19 protein-coding genes are annotated in these 22,209 nt (G+C 67.9%); 14 read left to right on the top strand and 5 right to left on the bottom strand.

Going from position 1 to position 22,209, the window contains the following annotated elements:
• Positions 1-91 precede the first annotated feature (91 nt).
• From ACIOTO_RS13720 to ACIOTO_RS13730, 3 genes are all read left to right on the top strand, one after another.
• Positions 92-577 carry an FHA domain-containing protein gene (locus tag ACIOTO_RS13720; RefSeq protein ID WP_029261538.1) on the top strand — a complete coding sequence of 162 codons (486 nt, stop codon included), beginning with the start codon at positions 92-94 and terminating at the stop codon, positions 575-577.
• On the top strand, positions 577-1,263 hold the full coding sequence (locus ACIOTO_RS13725) for a MerR family transcriptional regulator (protein ID WP_372466526.1): 687 nt from the start codon (positions 577-579) through the stop codon (positions 1,261-1,263). The genes ACIOTO_RS13720 and ACIOTO_RS13725 overlap by 1 nt, the downstream gene beginning before the upstream one ends.
• 100 nt (positions 1,264-1,363) lie before the next feature.
• Entirely contained in the window at positions 1,364-1,909 is a 546-nt protein-coding gene (locus ACIOTO_RS13730; RefSeq protein WP_029261540.1) for a MerR family transcriptional regulator, read from the top strand.
• Between the two features lie 75 nt (positions 1,910-1,984).
• Here the strand turns inward: ACIOTO_RS13730 and ACIOTO_RS13735 are convergent, their stop codons facing one another.
• Entirely contained in the window at positions 1,985-2,797 is an 813-nt protein-coding gene (locus tag ACIOTO_RS13735) for a ParA family protein (protein WP_029261541.1), read from the bottom strand.
• 93 nt (positions 2,798-2,890) lie between these two features.
• On the opposite strand from ACIOTO_RS13735, the gene ACIOTO_RS13740 reads away from it, so the two are divergent.
• The 3 genes from ACIOTO_RS13740 (at position 2,891) to ACIOTO_RS13750 (ending at position 8,663) form a co-directional block, all read left to right on the top strand.
• Positions 2,891-6,298, top strand: coding sequence for a pyruvate carboxylase (locus tag ACIOTO_RS13740; protein WP_400858303.1), 3,408 nt, complete (start codon positions 2,891-2,893; stop codon positions 6,296-6,298).
• A gap of 68 nt (positions 6,299-6,366) precedes the next feature.
• The gene (locus ACIOTO_RS13745; RefSeq protein WP_400858304.1) at positions 6,367-8,172 is read left to right on the top strand and encodes a MinD/ParA family protein; all 1,806 of its coding nucleotides are present in this window, start codon (positions 6,367-6,369) and stop codon (positions 8,170-8,172) included.
• Entirely contained in the window at positions 8,172-8,663 is a 492-nt protein-coding gene (locus tag ACIOTO_RS13750) for a peptide deformylase (RefSeq protein ID WP_400858305.1), read from the top strand. The genes ACIOTO_RS13745 and ACIOTO_RS13750 overlap by 1 nt, the downstream gene beginning before the upstream one ends.
• 62 nt (positions 8,664-8,725) lie before the next feature.
• Here the strand turns inward: ACIOTO_RS13750 and ACIOTO_RS13755 are convergent, their stop codons facing one another.
• Positions 8,726-10,558: an AMP-dependent synthetase/ligase gene (locus ACIOTO_RS13755; protein WP_400858306.1), complete on the bottom strand. Its 1,833-nt coding sequence runs from the start codon at positions 10,556-10,558 to the stop codon at positions 8,726-8,728.
• A 150-nt stretch (positions 10,559-10,708) separates the two neighbouring features.
• Here ACIOTO_RS13755 and ACIOTO_RS13760 point away from each other — a divergent pair, with 150 nt between their 5' ends.
• Complete coding sequence (locus ACIOTO_RS13760; RefSeq protein WP_029261546.1) at positions 10,709-11,398, top strand: 1-acyl-sn-glycerol-3-phosphate acyltransferase; 690 nt, start codon at positions 10,709-10,711, stop codon at positions 11,396-11,398.
• A 48-nt stretch (positions 11,399-11,446) separates the two neighbouring features.
• Positions 11,447-12,787: a class II 3-deoxy-7-phosphoheptulonate synthase gene (locus tag ACIOTO_RS13765; protein WP_029261547.1), complete on the top strand. Its 1,341-nt coding sequence runs from the start codon at positions 11,447-11,449 to the stop codon at positions 12,785-12,787.
• Positions 12,788-12,847: 60 nt separating this feature from the next.
• Here ACIOTO_RS13765 and pknB read toward each other — a convergent pair whose 3' ends face one another.
• On the bottom strand, positions 12,848-14,803 hold the full coding sequence (gene pknB / locus ACIOTO_RS13770) for a Stk1 family PASTA domain-containing Ser/Thr kinase (RefSeq protein ID WP_400858307.1): 1,956 nt from the start codon (positions 14,801-14,803) through the stop codon (positions 12,848-12,850).
• Between the two features lie 77 nt (positions 14,804-14,880).
• Positions 14,881-16,071 carry a LysM peptidoglycan-binding domain-containing protein gene (locus ACIOTO_RS13775; protein WP_400858308.1) on the bottom strand — a complete coding sequence of 397 codons (1,191 nt, stop codon included), beginning with the start codon at positions 16,069-16,071 and terminating at the stop codon, positions 14,881-14,883.
• Positions 16,072-16,192: 121 nt separating this feature from the next.
• Here ACIOTO_RS13775 and ACIOTO_RS13780 point away from each other — a divergent pair, with 121 nt between their 5' ends.
• Complete coding sequence (locus ACIOTO_RS13780; protein ID WP_331280457.1) at positions 16,193-16,561, top strand: Rv2175c family DNA-binding protein; 369 nt, start codon at positions 16,193-16,195, stop codon at positions 16,559-16,561.
• A gap of 13 nt (positions 16,562-16,574) precedes the next feature.
• Here the strand turns inward: ACIOTO_RS13780 and ACIOTO_RS13785 are convergent, their stop codons facing one another.
• Positions 16,575-17,663, bottom strand: a complete 1,089-nt coding sequence (locus tag ACIOTO_RS13785) for a polyprenyl synthetase family protein (RefSeq protein WP_400858309.1) — start codon at positions 17,661-17,663, stop codon at positions 16,575-16,577.
• A gap of 97 nt (positions 17,664-17,760) precedes the next feature.
• Between ACIOTO_RS13785 and ACIOTO_RS13790 the strand changes: the two genes are divergently transcribed.
• From ACIOTO_RS13790 to ACIOTO_RS13810, 5 genes are all read left to right on the top strand, one after another.
• Entirely contained in the window at positions 17,761-18,135 is a 375-nt protein-coding gene (locus ACIOTO_RS13790; RefSeq protein WP_372466531.1) for a DUF3040 domain-containing protein, read from the top strand.
• A 243-nt stretch (positions 18,136-18,378) separates the two neighbouring features.
• A complete protein-coding gene (gene mraZ, locus ACIOTO_RS13795) occupies positions 18,379-18,810 on the top strand; it encodes a division/cell wall cluster transcriptional repressor MraZ (RefSeq protein WP_029261553.1) in 432 nt (143 codons plus the stop codon).
• A gap of 102 nt (positions 18,811-18,912) precedes the next feature.
• Positions 18,913-19,851 carry a 16S rRNA (cytosine(1402)-N(4))-methyltransferase RsmH gene (gene rsmH / locus ACIOTO_RS13800; protein WP_029261554.1) on the top strand — a complete coding sequence of 313 codons (939 nt, stop codon included), beginning with the start codon at positions 18,913-18,915 and terminating at the stop codon, positions 19,849-19,851.
• Positions 19,848-20,414 (top strand): hypothetical protein, encoded by a 567-nt coding sequence (locus ACIOTO_RS13805; protein ID WP_400858310.1) that lies wholly within the window; start codon positions 19,848-19,850, stop codon positions 20,412-20,414. The genes rsmH and ACIOTO_RS13805 overlap by 4 nt, the downstream gene beginning before the upstream one ends.
• A 25-nt stretch (positions 20,415-20,439) precedes the next feature.
• Complete coding sequence (locus ACIOTO_RS13810) at positions 20,440-22,209, top strand: peptidoglycan D,D-transpeptidase FtsI family protein (RefSeq protein ID WP_400858311.1); 1,770 nt, start codon at positions 20,440-20,442, stop codon at positions 22,207-22,209.

Here is a 22,209-nt window from a genome sequence, read left to right on the forward strand (position 1 = left end):
TAGGAAACACCGGTATGTGGTGGCTGAGTGCGAAAGCGGCCTCCCGCGAGGGCCTCGGCATCCGTTAGTCTGGACAACCAAGGAGGGCACAGTGACTGACAGCGACAGCCGACCGGCCGGAGAAGCCGCGATCCACCGTTCCGGTGAGCAGAGACATGACGTGACGCAGACGTTCGGGCACGATTCCGACCTGTCATTCGTGCCGTTCGGGGTGGAACTCACCGATGTGGAGCAGAGCGCGATCAGCGCCCTCCCCGCAGGATCGGCGTTGCTGCTGGTCCGTTCCGGCGCCCTCGCCGGTGCGCGCTACCTCCTCGACACCGACGTGACCACGGTCGGCCGTCACCCGGAGGCCGACATCTTCTTCGACGACGTGACCGTGTCCCGTCGTCATGCCGAGATCACCCGCACCGGGTCGACGTTCGAGATCATCGATCAGCGCTCGCTCAACGGAACGTACGTCAACGGGGAGCGCGTCGACCGCAGCCCGCTCGTCGACGGCTCAGAACTGCGTGTCGGCAAGTTCCGCCTGAACTTCTTCGCCTCCCCTCGCGATCGCGCGGCGGCGAACGACTGATGGCGGCTACTCCCGCCCGCGAACGTTCCGCGTCCGCGGGCTTGCTGAGCATCGGCCAGGTCCTCGCTCGGCTCACACCGGAGTTCCCCGACCTCACCTCCAGCAAACTGCGCTTCCTCGAGGTGCAGGGCATCGTCAGTCCCTCTCGAACCGAGTCCGGCTACCGCAAGTTCTCCGCGTCGGACATCGAGAGGCTGCGGCTCGGCCTCACCCTGCAGCGCGACCACTATCTTCCGTTGAGCGTGATCCGCGAGCAGCTCGACGACGTCGATGCGGGTGGGGAGGCGACACCGCTCGCTCCGCCGCCCTCGATCACGCCGGCGCCGCGCAGATACCGTCGCGACGAGCTGCTGGCCGCAGCCGGTGCGGGCCCGCAGCTGCTCAACGATGCGATCAGCACCGGCGTCATCATCGCGCAGGAGAGCTACCAGGAGACGACGGTCACGCTGCTGCGCGGCCTCGTCGCCCTCGACCGCCACGGCATCGAGCCGCGGCACCTGCGTTCCCTGCGTCAGGGGGCGGAGCGCGAGGTCGCGCTCATCGAATCGGCGATGTCCGCGCTGCTGCGTCGGACGGACGCACCGTCTCGCGCCAAGGCCAGCGAACTCGCGCCCGAACTGGCGACGAAGATCGACGAAGTGCGCTCGCTCTTCGTCAGGGACGCACTGTCACGAGTGCTTTCGTAACGAACTGGTTGCGACACACCTTCGCGGTCCCGCGGATGTGATTGCCGGTGCCCAGGCACTGCTCTACCGTGGAAGATAACCGTTCCAGGGAGGATTTCAGATGAATGCGGATGAGCTCGCAGGAGACCCGCGGTTCGTACCCGAACTCCTCTTCACCGACGGTCTTCCGGCCATGGATGACGAGGTCGGCTACCGTGGCGCGGTCGCCGCTCGCGCCGCCGGCATCACCTACCGTCAGCTGGACTACTGGGCGCGCACCGAGCTGGTGGAACCCACCGTTCGCGGGGCGAACGGTTCCGGCTCGCAGCGTCTCTACGGCTTCCGCGACATCCTCGTGCTGAAGCTCGTGAAGAGTCTGCTCGACACGGGCATCTCGCTGCAGCAGATCCGAACGGCCGTCGACGAGCTGCGACGTGCGGGTATCCGCGACCTCGCCGGTACGACGCTCATGAGCGACGGTGCGTCGGTCTACCTGTGCACCTCGAACGACGAGGTCATCGACCTCGTGAGCCGCGGCCAGGGCGTCTTCGGCATCGCCGTCGGCAAGGTCCTCCGTGAGGTGGAGTCGACGCTGGTCGCATTCGATGCGACCGCTCCGGATCCGGTCGACGAGCTCTCCGCCCGTCGGACCAAGCGCTCCGCCTGACACCGCGCCTCCCCGACATACAGAAAACGGCCGTCCTCGATGAGGATGGCCGTTTCGCTGTGCGCGTGGGGAGGATCAGCTCTGTGGACCGCTCTCGGGCACGGCGATCCGACCGGTGCGGATGATCCGGTCGAGAAGTGAATCGAAGTCGGCCGCCAGTTCCTGGGCGGAATCTCCGGGCCAGATGTGCAGCGGCTTGGCGGCACCCTGCGCCTGCTGCAGCGAAGTGCGCTCCGGCAGCTGCGGGGAGAGCACGAGGGGGCCGAACATGTCGCGCAGTTCCTTGATGCGGAACTGGTGCTCGATGGACTGCGGGCGCACGCGGTTCACGACGATGCCGAGAGGCTGCAGTCGGGGAGAGAGACCGCGACGGATCTCCTCGATGGCGCGAAGGGCGCGATCGGCGGCGGCCACGGAGAAGAGACCGGGCTCGGTGACGACCATGACGCGATCGCTCGCGGCCCAGGCCGTGCGGGTCAGGGCGTTCAGCGAGGGTGCGCAGTCGACGAGCACGAGGTCGTAGTCGGCCTCGACGGAGGCGAGCGCCTCCTCGAGCTTCCAGACGTCGCGCACGCTCGGGTGCGGGCCGTCGAAGTTGATCGCAGAAGGGCTCCCGATCAGCACGTCGATGGTGCCGGGGTGGACCTTCGCCCAGCCGCTGGAGGTGATCGCCTGGCGGACCACCTTCTCCTTCGGGTTCGCCAGGACGTCGGCGATGTTGAGTCGTCCGGCCACCTGGATGTCCATCCCGGTGGAGACGTCGGACTGCGGGTCGAGGTCGACGACGAGAGTCCGGACGCCTCGGGCGAAAGCCGCTGAGGCCAGCCCGAGTGTCACGGTCGTCTTGCCGACGCCCCCCTTGAGAGAGCTGACGCTGAGTACGTGCACGGACACCACGTTACCTTCCCCTAGGCTGAGGGAACACTCAGCCCCGCCCCATGCGCATCGAAAACGCTGCGCATCGAGCTTTCAGAGGTGTGCATGTTCCAGAAGATCCTTGTGGCGAACCGCGGCGAGATCGCGATCCGCGCATTCCGTGCAGCAGTCGAAGTGGGGGCGCGCACCGTCGCGGTGTTCCCTCATGAGGACCGCGGCTCGGTGCATCGGCTCAAGGCCGACGAGGCCTACGAGATCGGGGAGCGCGGCCATCCGGTGCGCGCATACCTCAGCGTCGACGAGATCATCCGCGTCGCTCTCGAATCGGGAGCGGATGCGATCTACCCCGGATACGGCTTCCTCTCGGAGAACCCTGAGCTGGCCGAGAAGGCTGCAGCCAACGGCATCGTGTTCATCGGTCCGCCCTCCAAAGTCCTGGAGATGGCGGGGAACAAGGTCGAGGCGAAGCGTCATGCGATCGAGGCGGGCGTGCCCGTCCTCCGATCCACGGAAGCCTCCGACGACGTCGATGCTCTCGTCGCCCAGGCGGAGGACATCGGGTTCCCGCTCTTCGCCAAGGCGGTCGCCGGCGGCGGCGGTCGCGGCATGCGCCGTGTCGAGACGTTCGGTGATCTCGCCCCCGCGCTGGCCGAGGCCATGCGCGAGGCGGCCAGCGCATTCGGAGACGCCCGGATGTTCCTCGAGCAGGCGGTGGTGCGCCCGCGGCACATCGAGGTGCAGATCCTCGCAGACAAGACCGGCGAGACCGTGCACCTGTTCGAGCGCGACTGCTCGGTGCAGCGACGTCACCAGAAGGTCGTGGAGATCGCTCCGGCTCCGAACCTCGACGACAGCGTCCGCACCGCGCTGCACGGGTACGCGGTCGCGTTCGCACGGTCCATCGGCTACGAGAACGCCGGCACGGTCGAGTTCCTGCTCGAGACGGCGGGGGAGCGCACGGGCGAGGTCGTCTTCATCGAGATGAACCCGCGCATCCAGGTGGAACACACGGTCACCGAGGAGGTCACCGATGTCGACCTCGTGCAGAGCCAGATGCGCATCGCTTCCGGTCAGACCCTCGCCGACCTCGGCCTGCAGCAGGAGAACCTGCATCTGCGTGGCGCGGCGCTGCAGTGCCGGATCACGACGGAGGACCCGACGCAGGGCTTCCGCCCCGACACCGGGAAGATCACGACCTACCGCTCGCCCGGCGGCGCCGGCATCCGTCTCGACGGCGGAACCGTCCACCAGGGGGCGCAGATCAGCCCGCACTTCGACTCCATGCTGGCGAAGCTGACCTGCCGTGGTCGCGACTTCCCCGCCGCCGTCGCCCGAGCGCGTCGCGCCCTGGCGGAATTCCGCATCCGCGGTGTCTCCACCAACATCCCCTTCCTGCAGGCACTGCTGGAAGACGACGCATTCATCGCGGGCGATGTGAGCACCTCGTTCATCGACGAGCGGCCCGAGCTGCTGCGCGGCCGGGTGTCGAAGGACCGTGGGACGAAGTACTTGAACTGGCTGGTCGATGTCACCGTCAACAAGCCGCACGGCGCCCACCCGGGTGTGATCGATCCCTCGTCGAAGCTGCCGACGGTCGATCTGACCGCGGAACCGCCGGCAGGCTCTCGTCAGCGGCTCCTCGAACTCGGGCCGGAGGGCTTCGCCCGCAGCCTCCGCAAGCAGACCGCACTGGCGATCACCGACACCACCTTCCGGGATGCGCACCAGTCCCTCCTGGCGACCCGGGTCCGCACGAAGGACCTCGCCGCCGCCGCTCCCTACCTGGCGCGGCTGACTCCCGGCCTGCTCTCCGTCGAGGCCTGGGGCGGCGCGACCTACGACGTCGCCCTGCGGTTCCTGGGCGAGGACCCGTGGGAGCGGCTCGACAAGCTGCGTGCCGCATTGCCGAACGTCGCGATCCAGATGCTGCTGCGCGGCCGCAACACGGTCGGCTACACGCCCTACCCGACGGCGGTCACCGAGGCGTTCGTCGCGGAGGCGGCTGCCAGTGGGGTCGACATCTTCCGCATCTTCGACGCGCTCAACGACGTGGAGCAGATGCGACCGGCGATCGAGGCCGTCCGCAAGACGGGCACGGCTGTCGCCGAGGTGGCGCTCTGCTACACCGGCGATCTGCTCGACCCCGCAGAAGACCTCTACACGCTCGACTACTACCTGAAGCTGGCCGACCAGATCGTCGAGGCGGGCGCGCACATCATCGCGATCAAGGACATGGCGGGCCTGCTGCGCCCGGCGGCCGCGGCGAAGCTCGTCGCGGCGCTGCGTGAGCGGTTCGACCTCCCGGTGCATCTGCACACGCACGACACGCCGGGTGGTCAGCTGGCCACGCTCCTCGCAGCCAGCGCCGTCGGCGTCGATGCCGTGGATGCGGCGTCGGCACCTCTGTCCGGCACCACGAGCCAGCCGTCCCTGTCTTCGCTCGTCGCAGCTCTCGCGCACACCGAGCGGGACAGCGGGATCTCGCTCGACGGGGTGTCCGACCTCGAGCCGTACTGGGAAGCGGTGCGTCGGGCGTACGCTCCGTTCGAGTCCGGGCTTCCGGGGCCGACGGGGCGCGTCTACCACCACGAGATCCCCGGCGGTCAGCTCTCGAATCTGCGTCAGCAGGCGAAGGCGCTGGGCCTCGCGGACGACTTCGAGCTCATCGAGGACATGTACGCAGCCGCCGACCGGATCCTGGGACGCGTGCCGAAGGTGACTCCCTCCTCCAAGGTGGTCGGCGACCTGGCCCTTCACCTCGCAGCCGTGAAGGCGGATCCCGCCGACTTCGAGGCCAACCCGGAGAAGTACGACGTGCCGGATTCGGTCGTCGGCTTCATGGCGGGCGAGCTGGGCGATCTGCCCGGCGGGTGGCCGGAGCCCTTCCGGACGAAGGTTCTCGCCGGACGCTCGGTGCGGCTCGGTCTCACGGAGATCACCTCGGAGGACGAGGCAGCACTCGCCGGAACCAGCGCCGAGCGGCGGACACGACTGAACACCCTGCTGTTCCCCGGACCGACCGCGGAATTCGCGCAGCGCCGTGAGCTCTTCGGCGATCTCTCCGTGCTCGACACCAGCGACTACCTCTACGGCTTGGTCGCAGGGCAGGAGCACATGATCGAAATCGATCGGGGAGTGCAGCTCTACGTCGGCATCGAAGCGATCGGTGAAGCGGACGACAAGGGCATGCGGACCGTGATGACGACGCTCAACGGACAGCTCCGCCCCGTGTTCGTGCGCGATCGCTCGATCGTCGTCGACGCGCACGAGGTGGAGAAGGCGGACACTTCTGTTCCCGGGCAGGTCGCGGCGCCGTTCTCCGGCGTCGTGACTCTGAAGGCCGAAGTCGGCGCCGCGGTGCGGGCCGGGGAGCCGGTCGCGTCGATCGAGGCGATGAAGATGGAAGCGGCCATCACCGCGCCCGTCGACGGCGTCATCGAGCGCCATGCGATCGCCGAGACGCAGCAGGTGGATGCCGGAGATCTTTTGGTCGTGATCCGCCCCGCGCACTAACCTTGTGCGGGCGAGGCCTGTGCACCATGTGCGCATACCCGAGGCCCGCACAGGCTGGGAGCGACATCGTGACACCGAAGAACATCACTGACCCCGACGAGAGCCCGCTGGGGGTGCTCGATGAAGCCGCGTCACTCGACACGGCCGGCATTGGCATCCTCGGCGGGACCGCGCAGGTCAGCGTGACGCTGCCCAAGGACGAGGATGACGACCTCACCGACGACGGGGTCGTCGAGGGAGAGGTGGTCGGCGACCTCGTGATCGACCCTCCCGCTGCCGTGCAGTCCGCGGTGGCGCCCGCGTCCGCGGCGAAGCCGTTTGCCTCGGGGGAGCCCGCCGTGGAGGCTACCGCCGCTCCGACCGAGCGTGCGGCCCCCGTGAAGAAGCCGAAGAAGCAGAAGGCAGCGGCGAAGACCCCGACCCCGGTCCCGGCTCCGAAGAAGGTCGAAGATCTCGGGCGTCCGGCGAGAGGGGTCGAAGAGACCGCGGTCGAGAAGCCCGCGGTCGACGAGCCCGAGCCCGAGGCCGAGGTCGTCGAGTCGGCGGTCGTCCATGCCGCCGCGATCGACGAGGCCCCGGTGTCCTCGCCTCCGCTCGTCCATCCGCGTTCGGAGAACATCATCGATGCCGTGGTCATCGAAGAGCCCGACGCCACCGCGCTCGTCGATATGCCGGACGACGACGAGCAGTCCGAAGAGGCGGCGACGGCGGAGCGCTTCCTCGCGAGAGCGAAGGCCGACGTCGCACCGGCGCCTGCCGCATCCGCGCCCGCGGCATCCGTGCCCGCGCGAGCATCCGTCGAGAAGGAGAACAGGTCCGTGTCCACTCCCGATGAGAAGAAGTCCGTCGCCTCCCAGCCGGTCCGGCCCGCTCCGCGCGTCGACGTCACGCTCACGTCCAAACGTCTGGACGACCTGGGCGATGCCTCGAGGGAGTCGGCTGACCTGCTGACCGCGGACCGGCTGCTCGACCCGCACCGGCTCGCGAAGCCCGAACCGGAAGGCGCATGGAGCCACTTCCTCTATGCCGTCTCGGGGCGTCGCATCAACATCGGAGACGGACGTCGTGCACGCGAGCGCAAGGCCCTGTCGGCGAGGATCGCCGCTCCGCTCGCCGGTGGAGCGCGGTTCGTTCCCGTGCTGTCGCGCAAGGGGGGAGTCGGCAAGACGACGATCACCGCGCTGCTCGGCATGGCTCTGGCCGACGCGCGCGAGGATCGTGTGATCGCTGTCGACGCCAACCCTGATCGGGGCACGCTCGCTGAGCGCATCGTGCGTCCGCACCACAGTAAGTCCGTACGCGACCTCGTCCGCATCCATGACGACGTCAAGGGATACCACGACATCTCGGCCATCGTCGCCAGGGACGCGACACGACTCGACGTGCTCGCCTCCGACTCCGACCCGCGCATCGCCGAGGCCTTCAGCGACAGCGACTACCGTGACGTCGCCGGTGTCGCCGCGCACTACTACTCTCTGGTCCTCACGGACACCGGAACCGGCATCGTCCACTCGGTGATGTCGGCGACCCTCGATCTCGCGGATCAGATCGTCATCGTCTCCGGACTCAGCGTCGACGAGGCCCGGCTGGCCTCCGAGACCCTCACCTGGCTCGAGACCAACGGCTATGCGGAGCAGGCGCGCGACGCGATCGTGGTTCTCAACCAGTCGACGCCGGGAACCCCGTTGGTGCGACTGAACGAACTCCAGGCGCACTTCGCCACCCGTGCCCGCAGCGTCGTTCGTGTCCCCTATGACCCGCAGATCGCGGGTGGAGGGACGATCGTGTTCGCGAACCTGCTCCCGGAGACCCGGATCGCCGCCCGAGAGCTGGCGGCACTGCTGGTCGAGGGCCTGCGGGCGAAGGCTGCCTGATGGCGGTTCGTGAGATCCGCATCTTCGGCGACCCGGTTCTGCGCAGCGTCTGCGCACCGATCGACGAGGTCGACGACGGTGTGCGGGCGCTCGTGGCCGACCTCGTCGACACCGTCGAACTCCCCGGACGTGCCGGCGTCGCCGCCCCGCAGATCGGTGTCGCGCTCCGCGCCTTCAGCTACAACATCGACGGCGACATCGGGTACGTGCTCAACCCCGTCCTCACCGAGGTGCGCGGTGAGCCGCAGCCGACGGGGGAGGGATGCCTCTCGGTTCCCGGCCTCTGGCACGATGCCCAGCGCTACCCGTGGGCGCGCGTCGAGGGCATCGACCTCGACGGTGAGACCGTGGTGCTCGAGGGCGAGGGGCTGCTCGCACAGGCGCTGCAGCACGAGACCGATCACCTCGACGGCAAGCTCTTCCTGACGCGTCTCGACGCGGAGACCCGCAAGATCGCCATGCGCGAGGTCCGCGAGAGCGCCTGGTTCTGAACATACGAAGAAGGGCCCCGCGTGAGCGGGGCCCTTCTTCGTGAAGATCGTCCGTCGAAGCGTCAGCCGCCGATCGCCACGTTGGTCGTGGCGACGGGCTCGTCGTAGATCGCGGCGATCTCGTCGGCGAAGTCGTTCATGATGACGTTGCGCTTGATCGAGAGCTTCGGCGTCAGGTGACCGGAAGCCTCCGTCCATTCCGAGTCGAGGATCGTGAATTTCCGGATCGACTCGGCACGCGAGACGTGGGCGTTCGCGATGTCCACCGCTCGCTGCACCTCGGCACGGACAGCGGCGTTCTTGGACGCGTCCTCGAGCGACATCTTCGCCTCGAGGCCGTTGTTCGCGAGCCACGTCGGGAGCATCTCGGGGTCGAGGGTGACGAGCGCCGAGATGAACGGACGCTGGTCACCCACCACGACGACCTGTCCGATGATCGGGTTGGCGCGGATCGGGTCCTCGAGTGCTGCGGGAGCGACGTTCTTGCCGCCGGCGGTGACGATGATCTCCTTCTTGCGTCCGGTGATCGTGAGGAAGCCCTCGGAGTCGAAGCTGCCGATGTCACCGGTGTGGAACCAGCCGCCCTCGCTGAAGGCTTCCGCCGTCGCTTCGGGGTTGTTCCAGTACTCCTTGAACACGTTGATGCCGCGCACTTCGATCTCGCCGTCGTCGGCGAGGCGTACGCCCACACCCGGGAGCGCAGGGCCGACGGTCCCGATCTTGGACTTGTCCGCCAGGTTCACCGTCGCGGGTGCCGTCGTCTCGGTGAGACCGTATCCCTCGAGGATGACCACGCCGAGGCTGTGGAAGAAGTGACCCAGCCGCGAGCCCAGGGGAGCGGAGCCCGAGACGGCGTACACGACATTCCCGCCCATCGCCTCACGGAGCTTGCTGTACACGAGCTTGTTGAAGAGGGCGAACTTGAGCTTCATCCCGAACGGGATCTTCTTGCCCGCCTCCAGCAGCTTCGAGTGCTCGATGGCGACGTCGGCCGCGGCGCGGAAGATCTTGCCCTTGCCCCCGGCCTCGGCCTTCTGCTCGGCGGAGTTGTACACCTTCTCGAACACGCGGGGCACGGCGAGAAGGAAAGTGGGCTTGAACGACCCGAGCGCCGGCAGGAGCTGGCGCGTGTCCGGCTGGTGACCGGTGCGCACCCCGGCGTGGATGTCGAGGATCGAGATGAAGCGCGCGAAGACGTGTGCCGTGGTGATGAAGAGCAGCGTGGACGCGCCGGGGGTCTGCACGACGGCGTCGAGCGCTTTGGCGGAGTTGCGGGACAGCTCGACGAAGTTGCTGTGCGTGAGGACACAGCCCTTCGGACGTCCGGTGGAGCCGGAGGTGTAGATGAGCGTCGCGATGTCGGAACCGACGGCGAGGGTGCGGCGTCGTTCGATCTCGGCATCGGTCACCGAGGCGCCCTGAGCGGTCAGGGTGTCGATGGCGCCGAGGTGCAGCTGCCAGACCTCGCGGATCAGCGGCAGGTCCCCGCGCACCTCATCGACGCGCGCGAAATGCTCGGAGGTCTCCACGATCAGAGCGATCGCACCGGAGTCTTCGAGGATCCACTGGATCTGCGACGGCGAGCTGGTCTCGTAGATCGGCACCATCACCGCGCCGGCGTAGAAGAGCGCGAAATCCACGAGCGTCCACTCGTACGTCGTGCGTGCGAGGAAGCCGACCTTCTCGCCGGGCTGGATGCCGGCCGCAGCGAAGCCCTTCGCCAGAGCGACGACAGCTGTCTGGAAGTCGGCTGCGGAGATGTCGCGCCAGCCGTCGCCGTCGGGCACGGAGAAGAGCGCACGATCCGGAGTGGCTTCGACGCGCTTCACCAGCAGGTCGGCGACGTTCGCGTCGGGATCGGCGGGGACGATCGCGGGGACTTCAAACTGGACCACGGCAGCTCCTTCGGTACCGGTCGGGCACGGGTGTCCTTCGAGTGTAGGGCATGGAATCGGGTCGCGTCCGAGGTGAGACTCAGTCGCTCCTGAGGTCGAGAACGCGAGAACTCCGAGGCACGGGCCGCGGCGGCGCTAGACTTCACCTCGATGTTCTACTGGCTGATGAAGTACGTCGTTATCGGCCCCGTGGTCAAGGGTGTCTTCCGCCCCTGGATCGTGGGGCGGAACAACGTGCCCGCGAACGGTGCGGCGATCCTCGCGAGCAACCACCTCTCCTTCGCCGATTCCATCTTCCTGCCGCTGGTCATCGACCGGTCGATGTCCTTCCTCGCGAAGAGCGACTACTTCACCGGTCGCGGGCTCAAAGGCTGGGCGACGAAGTTCTTCATGAAGGCCACCGGTCAGATCCCGATCGACCGGTCCGGCGGCAAGGCCTCGGAGGCCTCCCTGAACACGGGGCTTCAGGTGCTCGGCGGTGGCGACCTGCTCGGCATCTACCCCGAGGGCACGCGCAGCCCCGACGGCAAGCTGTACCGCGGCCGCACGGGCATCGCCCGGATGGCATTGGAGGCGAAAGTCCCCGTCGTCCCTGTGATCATGGTCGACACCGACACGGCGATGCCGATCGGCCGGCGCCTGCCGCGCATCGTGCGCGTCGGCATCGTGATCGGGGAGCCTCTCGACTTCTCCCGGTACGCCGGCATGGAGAACGACCGCTACATCCTCCGATCGGTCACCGACGAGATCATGGTGGCCCTGCAGCGCCTCGGCGAGCAGACCTACGAGGACGTCTACGCGTCGACGGTCAAAGACCGCCTCCCGACCCGCGTCACATAGCCCTCGGCGCGCGTCTGGGCGGTACGCGCGACCACTAGGCTGGAACGCATGCTCCCGCACCACATCGAAGCCCTTGATGCATGGCGCTCGCTTCCCATCAAGCAGCAGCCGCAGTGGCCCGACGCGGACCGCGTCGCCGACGTCTCCCGTCAGATCGCAGGCCTCCCGCCGCTGGTGTTCGCGGGTGAGGTCGACAACCTCCGCGAGCGCCTCGCGCGCGCCGCCTCCGGGCAGGCGTTCCTCCTGCAAGGCGGAGACTGCGCCGAGACCTTCGCGGGAGCGACGGCCGAGCAGATCCGCAATCGCATCAAGACGGTGCTGCAGATGGCCGTGGTGCTGACCTACGGCGCGTCGATGCCGATCGTCAAGATGGGCCGCATGGCCGGTCAGTTCGCCAAGCCGCGCTCCAGCGACAACGAGACGCGTGGCGAGGTCACCCTGCCCGCGTACCGCGGCGACATCGTGAACGGCTACGACTTCACCGAGGGATCCCGCACGGCGGACCCTGCTCGTCTCCTGCAGGGGTACCACACGGCGGCATCCACGCTGAACCTGATCCGTGCGTTCACGCAGGGTGGGTTCGCCGACCTCCGCGAGGTGCATTCGTGGAACAAGGGCTTTGCGCAGAACCCGGCCAACCAGCGTTACGAGCGCATGGCGGCCGAGATCGACCGTGCGATCAAGTTCATGGAGGCGGCGGGTGCCGACTTCGATGAGCTCAAGCGAGTGGAGTTCTTCACCGGCCACGAGGGCCTGCTGATGGACTACGAGCGTCCGATGACGCGCATCGACTCGCGCACCGACACCCCGTACAACACCTCCGCACACTTCCTCTGGATCGGCGAGCGCACGCGAGAGCTCGACGGCGCGCACGTCGACTACTTCTCCAAGATCCGCAACCCGATCGGAGTGAAGCTCGGACCGACGACGACGCCCGAGACCGCGCTCGCCCTGATCGACAAGCTCGACCCCGAGCGCGAGCCCGGTCGACTCACCTTCATCACGCGGATGGGTGCGGGCAAGATCCGCGACGCTCTGCCGCCGCTGCTCGAGGCCGTCCGTGACTCCGGGGCGCAGCCGCTGTGGGTCACCGACCCGATGCACGGCAACGGCATCACCACGCCGACCGGATACAAGACCCGTCGCTTCGACGACGTCGTCGACGAGGTGCGCGGCTTCTTCGAGGCGCACCGTGCGGTCGGCACGTTCCCGGGCGGGATCCACGTCGAGCTCACCGGGGACGACGTCACCGAGTGCCTCGGCGGGTCCGAGCAGATCGACGAGGCCGCGCTGGCGACCCGCTACGAGAGCCTGTGCGACCCGCGCCTGAACCACATGCAGTCGCTCGAGCTGGCGTTCCTCGTGGCCGAGGAGCTCGAGAAGCGCTGACGCTGTAGACGAAGGGGGGGGCCGGAACGCGATTCCGGCCCCCCCTTCGTGCGTCCGGCCTCAGCCGGAGAAGCTCATCGTGAGGGTGATGGTCGTACCCTTGCGCTGGGCATCGGTCGGGCTGTACGACTCGACCTTCGTGTTCTCGTTGGCGAAGAGATCCCACACCGAGTCCGGGAGTCCGGTGCCGCTCGTGTAGGACCACTTGAAGCCGGCGTCGTTGAGCGCACGCGTCGCTTCGTCACGGGTCTTCCCGGACACATCGGGCACGTCGAACAGCGGGGGACCCTGGGAGATGATGAGCTGCACGGTCTCGCCGGGGCGCCACGCGCCTTCGGTCGGTCGATCCGCGATCCCGATGACCCGGTCCTTTCCGATGCCGTCACTGGTCTGGTACAGGCTCTCCGGATTGACCTTCAGCCCCTTGCCCGTGAGCGCGTCCGTGGCCTGGGCGACGCTGAGGTCGCTGACATCGGGAACCGCGCCGCGCGACACCTGGATCGTCGCCGTGTCGGTCTCATGGACCGTGCAGCCCTCGGCGCAGCCGAACGCGTCTCCGCCGTCGCGCGGCGTGATGCGGACATTGATGACCTTGCCGTCGTCGAGGTCGCCGAAGTACTCCTCGTCGTCCGTGAGTTCGAGGTTGGCCGCCTGCAGCGCCGCGCGGACGTCGTCCGACGCCACGCCGGCGACCGGGGCGATGTCGTGGGATGCAGGACCCGACGACACCACGACCGTGACGGTCGTCCCCTTGTCGAGGCGGGCACCTTCTTCGGGGTCGGTCTCTATCACCGCACCGGCCTCGACATCGACGGAAGGCGCGTCCTTCTGTGTCGGAACGAACCCGGCGTCGACCAGGAGGGCCGCGGCCTCGTCGTACGTCTTGCCGGCGACACCCGGCACAGCGATCAGTGAGCCGGGGCCGGATCCGAACCACCAGCCCACACCGCCGGCGAGCACCGCCAACAGCAGCACCAGTGTCAGGAGGAACGCTCCGCGGGCCCGGCGCTTCGACGCTCGGCGTCGAAGGAGCGTCGCGTTGTCGATCTCGGCAGGGACCGGCGCAGTCGGATCCGCGATGACCATCGTCCCCGGCATCACCTTGGTGAGGTCTCCGGAGTCGGCATGGCTGTGTTGCGGAGCGGTCGCTCTCGCTGCGGTCGGGGTGACACCGAGTTCGCGCTCGATGGCACGCAGGCGCTCGAGCATCTGCTGGGCGTCGTCCGGTCGCTCGTCGGGAGACTTCTCCGTCGCCCAGAGCACGAGTTCGTCGAGCTGTTCCGGCACGGCGGGGTTGCGCACGCTCGGACGCGGCACCGACTCGGTGGCGTGCTGGAACGCGATCTGCATGGGCTGCTCGCCCTTGTAGGGCTGCTCGCCGACGAGCATCTCGTACAGCATGATGCCGAGGGCATAGATGTCGCTGCGGGCGTCCGCGGTCCCACGGGTCACCAGCTCCGGGGCGAGGTAGGCGATCGTCCCGAGCAGCTGCTGCCCGGTCGCCGTGTTCGCCGTGGTCGCTCTGGCCAGCCCGAAGTCGCCGATCTTGATGCGCCCGTCCTCCGCGAGGAGCACGTTCTCCGGCTTGACGTCGCGGTGCACGATTCCGGCGCGATGCGCGGCCGAGAGCCCGGCGAGGATCGCATCCATGATCGTGATCGTCTGCGGGATGGTGAGTCGCTTCTGCTCACGCAGTAGCTCGCGCAGCGTGATGCCGGGCAGATACTCCATCACGAGGTAGGCGAGTTCGCCGTCCTGCCCCTGATCGAAGACGTTGACGACGTGCGGATCCGCCAGCCTGGCGGCTGCGCGGGCCTCCTGGATGAAGCGGCTCTGGAACGCCGAATCGTCGCTGAGGTGGGCGTGCATGACCTTGAGCGCGATGCGCCGCTCGAGGCGGAGGTCGGTGGCGACGTAGACCGTCGCCATCCCTCCGCGCGCGATCCGAGCACGGACGCGGTAGCGACCGTCGACAAGCCGCCCGATGAGGGGGTCGGCCTGCTGATTGGTCGTCACGTCAGAATTCTATTGAGAACTGCCTGAAAGACAGGGGAGCGGCTCACCTCTCGGCCCTGCGGATTTTATGGAAGTGGTCAGCCGTGGAGGGCGAGCCAGCTGTAGGACTGCGTCTCCCACTGCCCGTACTTGTCCGGATAGGCGGAGATCTGCACGGCCTGAGCGGCGGATGTGAACGGCATGCTCTCCCACCCGGCGATGTCGAGCAGACCGCGCGTCATGTGTCCGTTCGGGTCGTTCCGCCCGCCGTAGAAGACGCGGGTGCTCCGGTCGGCGTCCATGATCTGCGCCGGCGTTCCCCACCCGGTGCTCGGACGCTGCTGGAAGATGCCGAGCGAATCGCGGTCACCCCAGTCGAGGTTGCGGAGACCCGATTCCACCATGCCGGTCGCGAGTGCGAGGGCGATTCCACGATCGGGGATGCCGAGCTCTCGACCGACGCGGATGATGAGCGCGGCGTTCGCCGCCTGCTCGCTGTCGAGGGTCGCAGACCGCTGTCCGCCCACCGTGGCTGTTGCCGCTGCGGGAGGTGCGGCAACAGGTGCCGCACGAACAGCGAGCTTCTGCCCGGGGTAGATGATCGAGGACGGGCCCAGTCCGTTCAGGGCGAACACCGTCTGCGTGGTGATGCCGTACTTCTGGGCGATCCCGTAGACGGTGTCGCCGGCGACGACCATGTGCGATGCCGTGGCGGCGGGCGTGGGCGCGGACGCCGGTGCTGCTGCCGGTGCGGCGGCGGGCGCAGCCGAGCCGGTCACCGCCAGGGCCTGTCCGGGGTAGATCACCGATGCGCGCGTGAGCCCGTTCGCAGCCAGGACCGCATCGACGGTGGTTCCGTACTTCTGCGCGATGGCGTACACGGTGTCGCCCGCGACCACCTTGTGCGAGGTGGAGGTCGCAGCAGCAGGAGCGGGAGCAGGGGCGGCAGACGCAGCGGCTGTCCGCAGCGTCAGCGTCTGGCCCGGGTAGATCACCGAGCGCCAGGAGAGATGGTTCCAGGCGAGCACGTCGACGGTGCGGAGTCCGAAACGCGAGGCGATCGATGAGACCGTGTCGCCCGGTCGCACGACATAGCTCGCGGGCGCTGCCTGTGCCGGCACCACGCGCACGGGCATGCTGCGGTGGCGCTCGACCGGAGCGAGATCTGTGGTCGTCGCGGCGGCTTCGGCCGGAGCGGCGGTGAGAGTGGCGGCGAGAGCGCCGAGCACGGCGGCGGGCACTCCGAACTGCAGGCTTCGCGTCCGACGCGTGGCGGTCTTGGTTCTCAAGGCGGGCCCCCTTTTCGAGCACTTCACGCTGACACGGATGTAAACGGAAGTCAACAGAAGTGACGCAAGTGAAGGATGTGACTGGAGGGGCGACATGCGATGCCTCTGCAGAGATGAGATAGTGGGCAACGTGTCTGAGAACGTTGCTGGAACCCCTGCCGCCGCTGACGTCGAGTGGCTGACCATGCCCGATCTCGTCGAGGTGCTCGACGAGCCCCTCGGTCGTGTCCGCCGCCTGATCGACGACCACTATCTGGTCGGGTCGCGTCGCAGCGGCACCTTCGCGGTTCCGGCGGTGTTCATCGTCGACGGGCATCCGCTCAGCTCGCTGCGGGGGACGATCATCGTGCTGCAGGACGCCGGCTTCTCCGACGATGAGCTGATCGACTGGCTCCTCACGGAGGAGGAGACCCTCGGTCGCTCGCCGATCGACGCGCTGCTGGCCGGGCACAAGAGCGCGGTCCGGCGGCTCGCTCGAACCCTCGCCTGAGACGGGTTCCGCGTCAGGCGGAGCGGACGGTGGCGGCTCGCGCCAGCTCGCGCAGCTCGCCGACTGCCGCGTTGTCGAGGCGAGCACCCGATAGGGCGCGATCCGCTTCGCGCGCATAATCGGCGATCATCGCCTCCACCCGGTCCAGTGCACCGGAGTCGGTGATGGTGGCCTGCAGGAACGACACCTGCTGCGCGGTCAGCTCCGGGTCGCCGAGCATCTCGTCGAGAAGATTCCGCGCCGACGGGTCGAGGGCCTGCCGGGTGAGGGCGATGAGTACCGTGCGCTTTCCCTCTCGAAGATCATCCCCGGCCGGCTTGCCCGTGACGGACGCGTCTCCGAAGACCCCGAGCACGTCGTCGCGGAGTTGGAAGGCCATGCCGATCGGGTGGCCGAAGCGACGCAGCGCCGCCGTCTGATCGCGTTCGGCGCCGGCGAGGGCCGCGCCCAGGACCAGCGGCTGCTCGATGCTGTACCTGGCGGACTTCAGCGACGCCACGCGCAGCGCTCGCTCGGCATGGAGTCCACCATCGTTGACGCTCCAGGCCGACTCCTCGGCGATGTCGAGAAACTGCCCCGTGGTCACGTCGCGGCGCATCCTGGCGTATTCGGAGCGCACGTCCCCGGCGTGCGGGAGCCCCTCGAGGGCGGACTCGAGCAGGTCGTCGCTCCAGGCGACGAGGAGATCACCGAGGAGGATCGCGGAAGCGCGGCCGAAGGCCTCAGCATCGCCGGACCAGCCGGCCGAACGGTGCGACTCCTCGAGGGCGCGGTGGGCGGCCGGGCGGCCGCGGCGCGTGTCCGAGTTGTCGATCAGATCGTCATGGACGAGCGCGGCCGATTGAAAGATCTCCAACGCGGTGCAGATGTCCCAGAGGGCATCCGTCTCGGTCGTGGTGCGATCGCTGAATCGGCTGACGGCCCGCCACCCGGCGTGGCAGAACCGGGCGCGCAACCGCTTCCCTCCTTCGAGCGTGCCGGCAGCGGCATCGAAGAAGGAGGCGGCATCCGGGCCGTACTCCGACGATTCCTCGCGCATCCGAGTGAGGAATCGGTCGAGGTGTGCGGCGACCGCACCGGGAACGGAGGATGAAGTCGGCACGACTCCCAGCATACGTAAAGCAAGGGGACGCCGAACTGCTAGCCCCGGACGCCCGGGCGCGCGTAGAATGGAACGCACGATACCCGAGGGGGACGAAATGCCACTCTCCGAACAGGAGCAGCGTCTGCTCGACGAGATGGAACGCCATCTCCTCCACAACGATGCCGACGTCGTCAGCGCGCCGTCCGGCGACCGTGCACTGAGCTACCGAAATCTGGTCTACGGGGCTCTTCTCCTACTCGCCGGAGTCGGCGGCCTCGTGGCCGGCGTCATCCTCGGCGGCGTGTGGGGCATCGTGGTCGGCGTGATCGGATTCGCGGCGATGCTCGCCGGAGTCATGGTCGCCGTCACGCCCGTGCGTCGAGCGACTCCCGCCGAGCCGCGAGAGCGTTCCGCCCCGAAGCGTCAGGATTCCGCCTCGTTCATGGACCGTATGAATGATCGCTGGGATCGGCGCCAGGACGGTCACTGACCCCCACAGATTTTCACGACAGAAGCCCGGATGCTGAGCATCCGGGCTTCTGTCGTTAACGCGCGCCCCGCTCTGCTCCTCCACTGAGCCTCCACCTTCCTCCACCGCGGAATTCCGCGGTTCTTTGGCGCGCCCTTCGGGCCGATGGTGCGATATCTGCGGATTGGTCGTAGGTAAGTGGAGGAAAGTGGAGTAAAGTGGGGCGCACCTCGAGTTGGCCGGACGGAGAGGGGGTGGTGGCCGATGCTGCTGGGTACGCACTCACCCAAGCTGGACGACAAAGGACGGGTCATCCTTCCTGCGAAGTTCCGCGAGGACCTCGGCGGCGGCATCGTCGTCACCCGAGGCCAGGAACGCTGCCTCTACGTGTTCAGCACGGCCGAGTTCGAGGCGATGCACGAGCGGATCCGTCAGGCCCCGCTCGCCAACAAGCAGGCGCGTGACTTCATGCGGCTGTTCCTCTCCGGTGCGAGCGCGGAGATGCCCGACAGCCAGAACCGCATCACCATCCCCGCGCACCTGCGTCAGTACGCAGGTCTGCAGAAAGAGCTCATCGTCACCGGAGTCGGCGCGCACGCCGAGATCTGGGATGCCGAGAGCTGGAACACCTACCTCGCCGCCGGCGAGGAGACCTACTCGGACCTCGAGCAGGAGGTGATTCCGGGACTCTTCTGACCACGGCTGTGATGCCCCGCCGCTCCCGCCCCGACACACTTCCCCGGTGCCGGGTCGAGAAGCGGAGGGGGATCAGAGCCGAAGGTCACCCCGAGAAAGATCATGAACCTCCGAGACATTCACACCCCCGTACTGCTCGACCGCTGCGTCGAGCTGCTCGCTCCCGCCCTCCAGGCGGACGGAGCGGTGCTCGTCGATGCCACGCTCGGCATGGGCGGCCACTCGGAGGCGCTGCTCGAGCGCTTCCCGAACATCCGCCTCGTCGGACTCGACCGCGACACCGACGCCCTGCGCATCGCGGGGGAGCGGCTCGCGCGCTTCAAAGACCGCGTGACGCTCGTGCATACGGTGTACGACGAGATCGGCCTGCACGCCCAGGGGGCCGCGGGCATCCTCTTCGACCTCGGCGTCTCCTCGCTGCAGCTGGACGAGGCCGAGCGAGGATTCGCGTACTCGAAGGATGCTCCGCTCGACATGCGTATGGATCAGACCAAGGGCGTCACAGCGGCCGACGTCATCGCGACGTACAACGAGGGCAACCTGCGTCGCATCTTCGAGCGGTACGGCGAAGAGAAGCTCGCCGGCCGCTACGCGCGCTTCATCATCGACGCCCGGCAGAAGCAGCCGATCACCCGCTCCGGCCAGCTGGTCGAGATCCTGATCGCCGCGACTCCGGCAGCCGCTCAGCGCGCCGGGCACCCGGCCAAGCGTGTGTTCCAGGCCCTGCGCATCGAGGTGAACACCGAGCTCAACGTGCTCGCCGATGCCATCCCGTCCGCGATGGATGCGCTCGGCGTCGGCGGACGCATCGTCGTGATGTCGTACCAGTCGCTCGAGGACCGCCTGGTCAAGCAGGCGTTCGCCGCCGCAGCAGCCTCGACTGCTCCGGCAGGGCTCCCCGTCGAGCTCCCCGAGCATGCTCCGAAGTTCCGCATCCTCACCAAGGGGGCGGAACTCGCCTCCGACGAAGAACGCGCGCGCAACCCGCGGGCGATCCCCGTGCGGCTCCGCGCCGCCGAGAAGCTGCGGGAGAGCGCATGAGTCTGAACGCCGTCGTCCGCAAACCTGTGCAGCCGGTCGCCCCGGCGCGCGAGCCCCAACGGAGATTGCGGCCGGTCACCCGACCTGCAGTCCGCCGCAAGCCCAAGCTCGCCTACGCGCTCGTCGCCCTGGGCGGTGCGTTGGCGATCGGCGCGGCTCAGGTCGCGCTGTCGCTCGCGATCACGCAGGACTCGTTCACGCTCGCCGGTCTCTCATCCCAGCAGCGTGAACTGAGTCTGCAGACGCACGCACTCCAGGAGGAGCTCACCGGTCTGAGCTCACCGCAGGTGCTCGCCAACAGCGCTGCGGGACTCGGGATGGTGGTGGCGGGATCGCCGTCGTACCTGCGTCTGAGCGATGGCGCGGTGTTCGGCACCGGGGCGGGAGCGGACTGGACGTCGACCGTGAACCCGGGCGGAGCGGGTGCGGTGAGCAACTCACTGATCGTCAAGCCCGCGCCGACGGAGACGAAGACGGCAACAGATGACGGCCCCTCGGGCGCGACGACCCCAGAACTGCCGCCGGCGATCACCGACGGACTCCCGAGCCCCACGACACGCTGAACACACACGATCGACGGAGAGACGCATGACGACACGAGCCACCCGCGGACCGCGGCGACGCACCGTCGTCGCCCTCGCCGTCATCCTGTCCGTGCTGGCGGCCTTCGTGGTGCGTCTGGTCGACATCCAGGTTGTGAGCGCCGACGAGCACGTCGCTCAGTCGCTCACCAAGATCGGCGTGGGCGACGAGATTCCGGGGCAGCGCGGATCGGTCGTCGATGCCGGTGGAACGGTTCTCGCCTCGAGCGTGCTCGTCTACGACGCGCAACTCAGCCCGCTCGTCATCAACCAGTTCGAGGAGAAGGACCCGAAGGTTCCGTGGGCGGAAGCATCCGAGAAGATCGCGGCGATCACCGGACAGACCGGCGACGAGGTCCGCGCGCTCGTGGCCGACGCGCTCGCGAAGGATTCGCAGAGTCAGTACGCGCCGCTCAAGAAGTCCCTCACCACCGAGCAGTACATCGAGCTGCGTGACCTGAAGCTCGCCTACCTCCACATGCAGGGGCGGGAGACGCGGGTCTACCCGAACGGCGCGGTCGCCGGAAACATCCTCGGCTTCCTCGACGGCTCGGGAACGGCGCAGGCCGGCATCGAGCAGCTGGGCGAACAATGCCTGGCGCCGATCGATGGCGAGGAGTCCTACCGCCGAGGCGCGAACGGCGTCGTGATCCCGGGAAGCGAGCGCACGGTGGATGCCGTCGACGGCGGCTCGGTGCAGTTGACCATCAACAGTGATCTGCAGTGGTACCTGCAGCAGATGGTCGGCGAGGAGGCGCGTAAGCAGGGTGCGAAGGGCGGCACCGTCACCGTCGTCGAGGCGAAGACCGGGAAGATCCGTGCGGCGGCGGAGTGGCCGTCCCTGGACCCCAATGATCTCGACTCCTCGACGCCCGAGACGCGGTACAGCCAGATCTTCCACCGGGACTTCGAGCCGGGATCGACGTTCAAGGCGATCACCGCCGCCGCCGTCATCGAGGGCGCAGGGCTCACGCCCCTGAGCACGGTCACCGCATCGTCACGGGAGACGTTCCCCAATGGCGCCGTGATCAACGACGCGTTCAACCACCCGGCGTACAACTACACCCTCGCCGGCGGGCTCATCGACTCCTCGAACGTGGCGCTGTCCAAGTTCGGCACCATGGTGAGTCCCGAGGTGCGCTACGACTACCTGGAGCGGTTCGGGGTCGGACACAAGACGATCGACTTCCCCTCCGAGGTGGGGGGAACACTCCACCCGGTCAGCGAATGGGACAGCCAGTCGCTCTACACGACGACCTTCGGCCAGTACTACACGGTCACAGCGGCCCAGCTCGCCGGCGCGTACCAGGCGATCGCCAACGGCGGCGAGAAGATCGATCTCTCGCTGGTCGAGTCCTGCACCAAAGCGGACGGCACCGTCGCCGCGCCCGACAAGCCGAAGCACGAGCAGATCATCGAGAAGCAGACCGCGGCCGAGATCACCCGCATGCTCGAGAACGTGGCCGTTCAGGGCGGTAACGCCGAGCGGATCCAGGTGCCCGGCTACCGTGTGACCAGCAAGACCGGTACCGCTCAGGTCGCAGACCCCGTCAACGGCGGCTACAAGAACGGCGTGTACTACACCAGCATGGTGGGCTTCGCGCCGGTGGACGATCCCCAGTACGTCGTCGTGGTCACCCTCGATGAGCCGACTAAGGTTGTATCGTCCGCGGCCACCGCATCCGCCTTCCAGAAGGCGATGACGCAGGTGATGAAAACGTATCGCGTGATGCCGTCCTCTGTCCCGATGGACGAGCTCCTTCCCAAGTTCGGATAG

The organism is Microbacterium sp. NPDC087592 (assembly GCF_044743585.1).
GTDB lineage: Bacteria > Actinomycetota > Actinomycetes > Actinomycetales > Microbacteriaceae > Microbacterium.

Excerpts from the sequence above, each read along its gene's own strand:
- mraZ (WP_029261553.1), top strand. The coding sequence starts at position 18,379 with ATGCTGCTGGGTACGCACTCACCCAAGCTGGACGACAAAGGACGGGTC.
- ACIOTO_RS13750 (WP_400858305.1), top strand. The coding sequence starts at position 8,172 with ATGGCGGTTCGTGAGATCCGCATCTTCGGCGACCCGGTTCTGCGCAGC.
- ACIOTO_RS13730 (WP_029261540.1), top strand. The coding sequence starts at position 1,364 with ATGAATGCGGATGAGCTCGCAGGAGACCCGCGGTTCGTACCCGAACTC.
- ACIOTO_RS13790 (WP_372466531.1), top strand. The coding sequence starts at position 17,761 with ATGCCACTCTCCGAACAGGAGCAGCGTCTGCTCGACGAGATGGAACGC.
- ACIOTO_RS13740 (WP_400858303.1), top strand. The coding sequence starts at position 2,891 with ATGTTCCAGAAGATCCTTGTGGCGAACCGCGGCGAGATCGCGATCCGC.
- ACIOTO_RS13810 (WP_400858311.1), top strand. The coding sequence starts at position 20,440 with ATGACGACACGAGCCACCCGCGGACCGCGGCGACGCACCGTCGTCGCC.
- ACIOTO_RS13765 (WP_029261547.1), top strand. The coding sequence starts at position 11,447 with ATGCTCCCGCACCACATCGAAGCCCTTGATGCATGGCGCTCGCTTCCC.
- ACIOTO_RS13805 (WP_400858310.1), top strand. The coding sequence starts at position 19,848 with ATGAGTCTGAACGCCGTCGTCCGCAAACCTGTGCAGCCGGTCGCCCCG.
- ACIOTO_RS13725 (WP_372466526.1), top strand. The coding sequence starts at position 577 with ATGGCGGCTACTCCCGCCCGCGAACGTTCCGCGTCCGCGGGCTTGCTG.
- rsmH (WP_029261554.1), top strand. The coding sequence starts at position 18,913 with ATGAACCTCCGAGACATTCACACCCCCGTACTGCTCGACCGCTGCGTC.
- ACIOTO_RS13760 (WP_029261546.1), top strand. The coding sequence starts at position 10,709 with ATGTTCTACTGGCTGATGAAGTACGTCGTTATCGGCCCCGTGGTCAAG.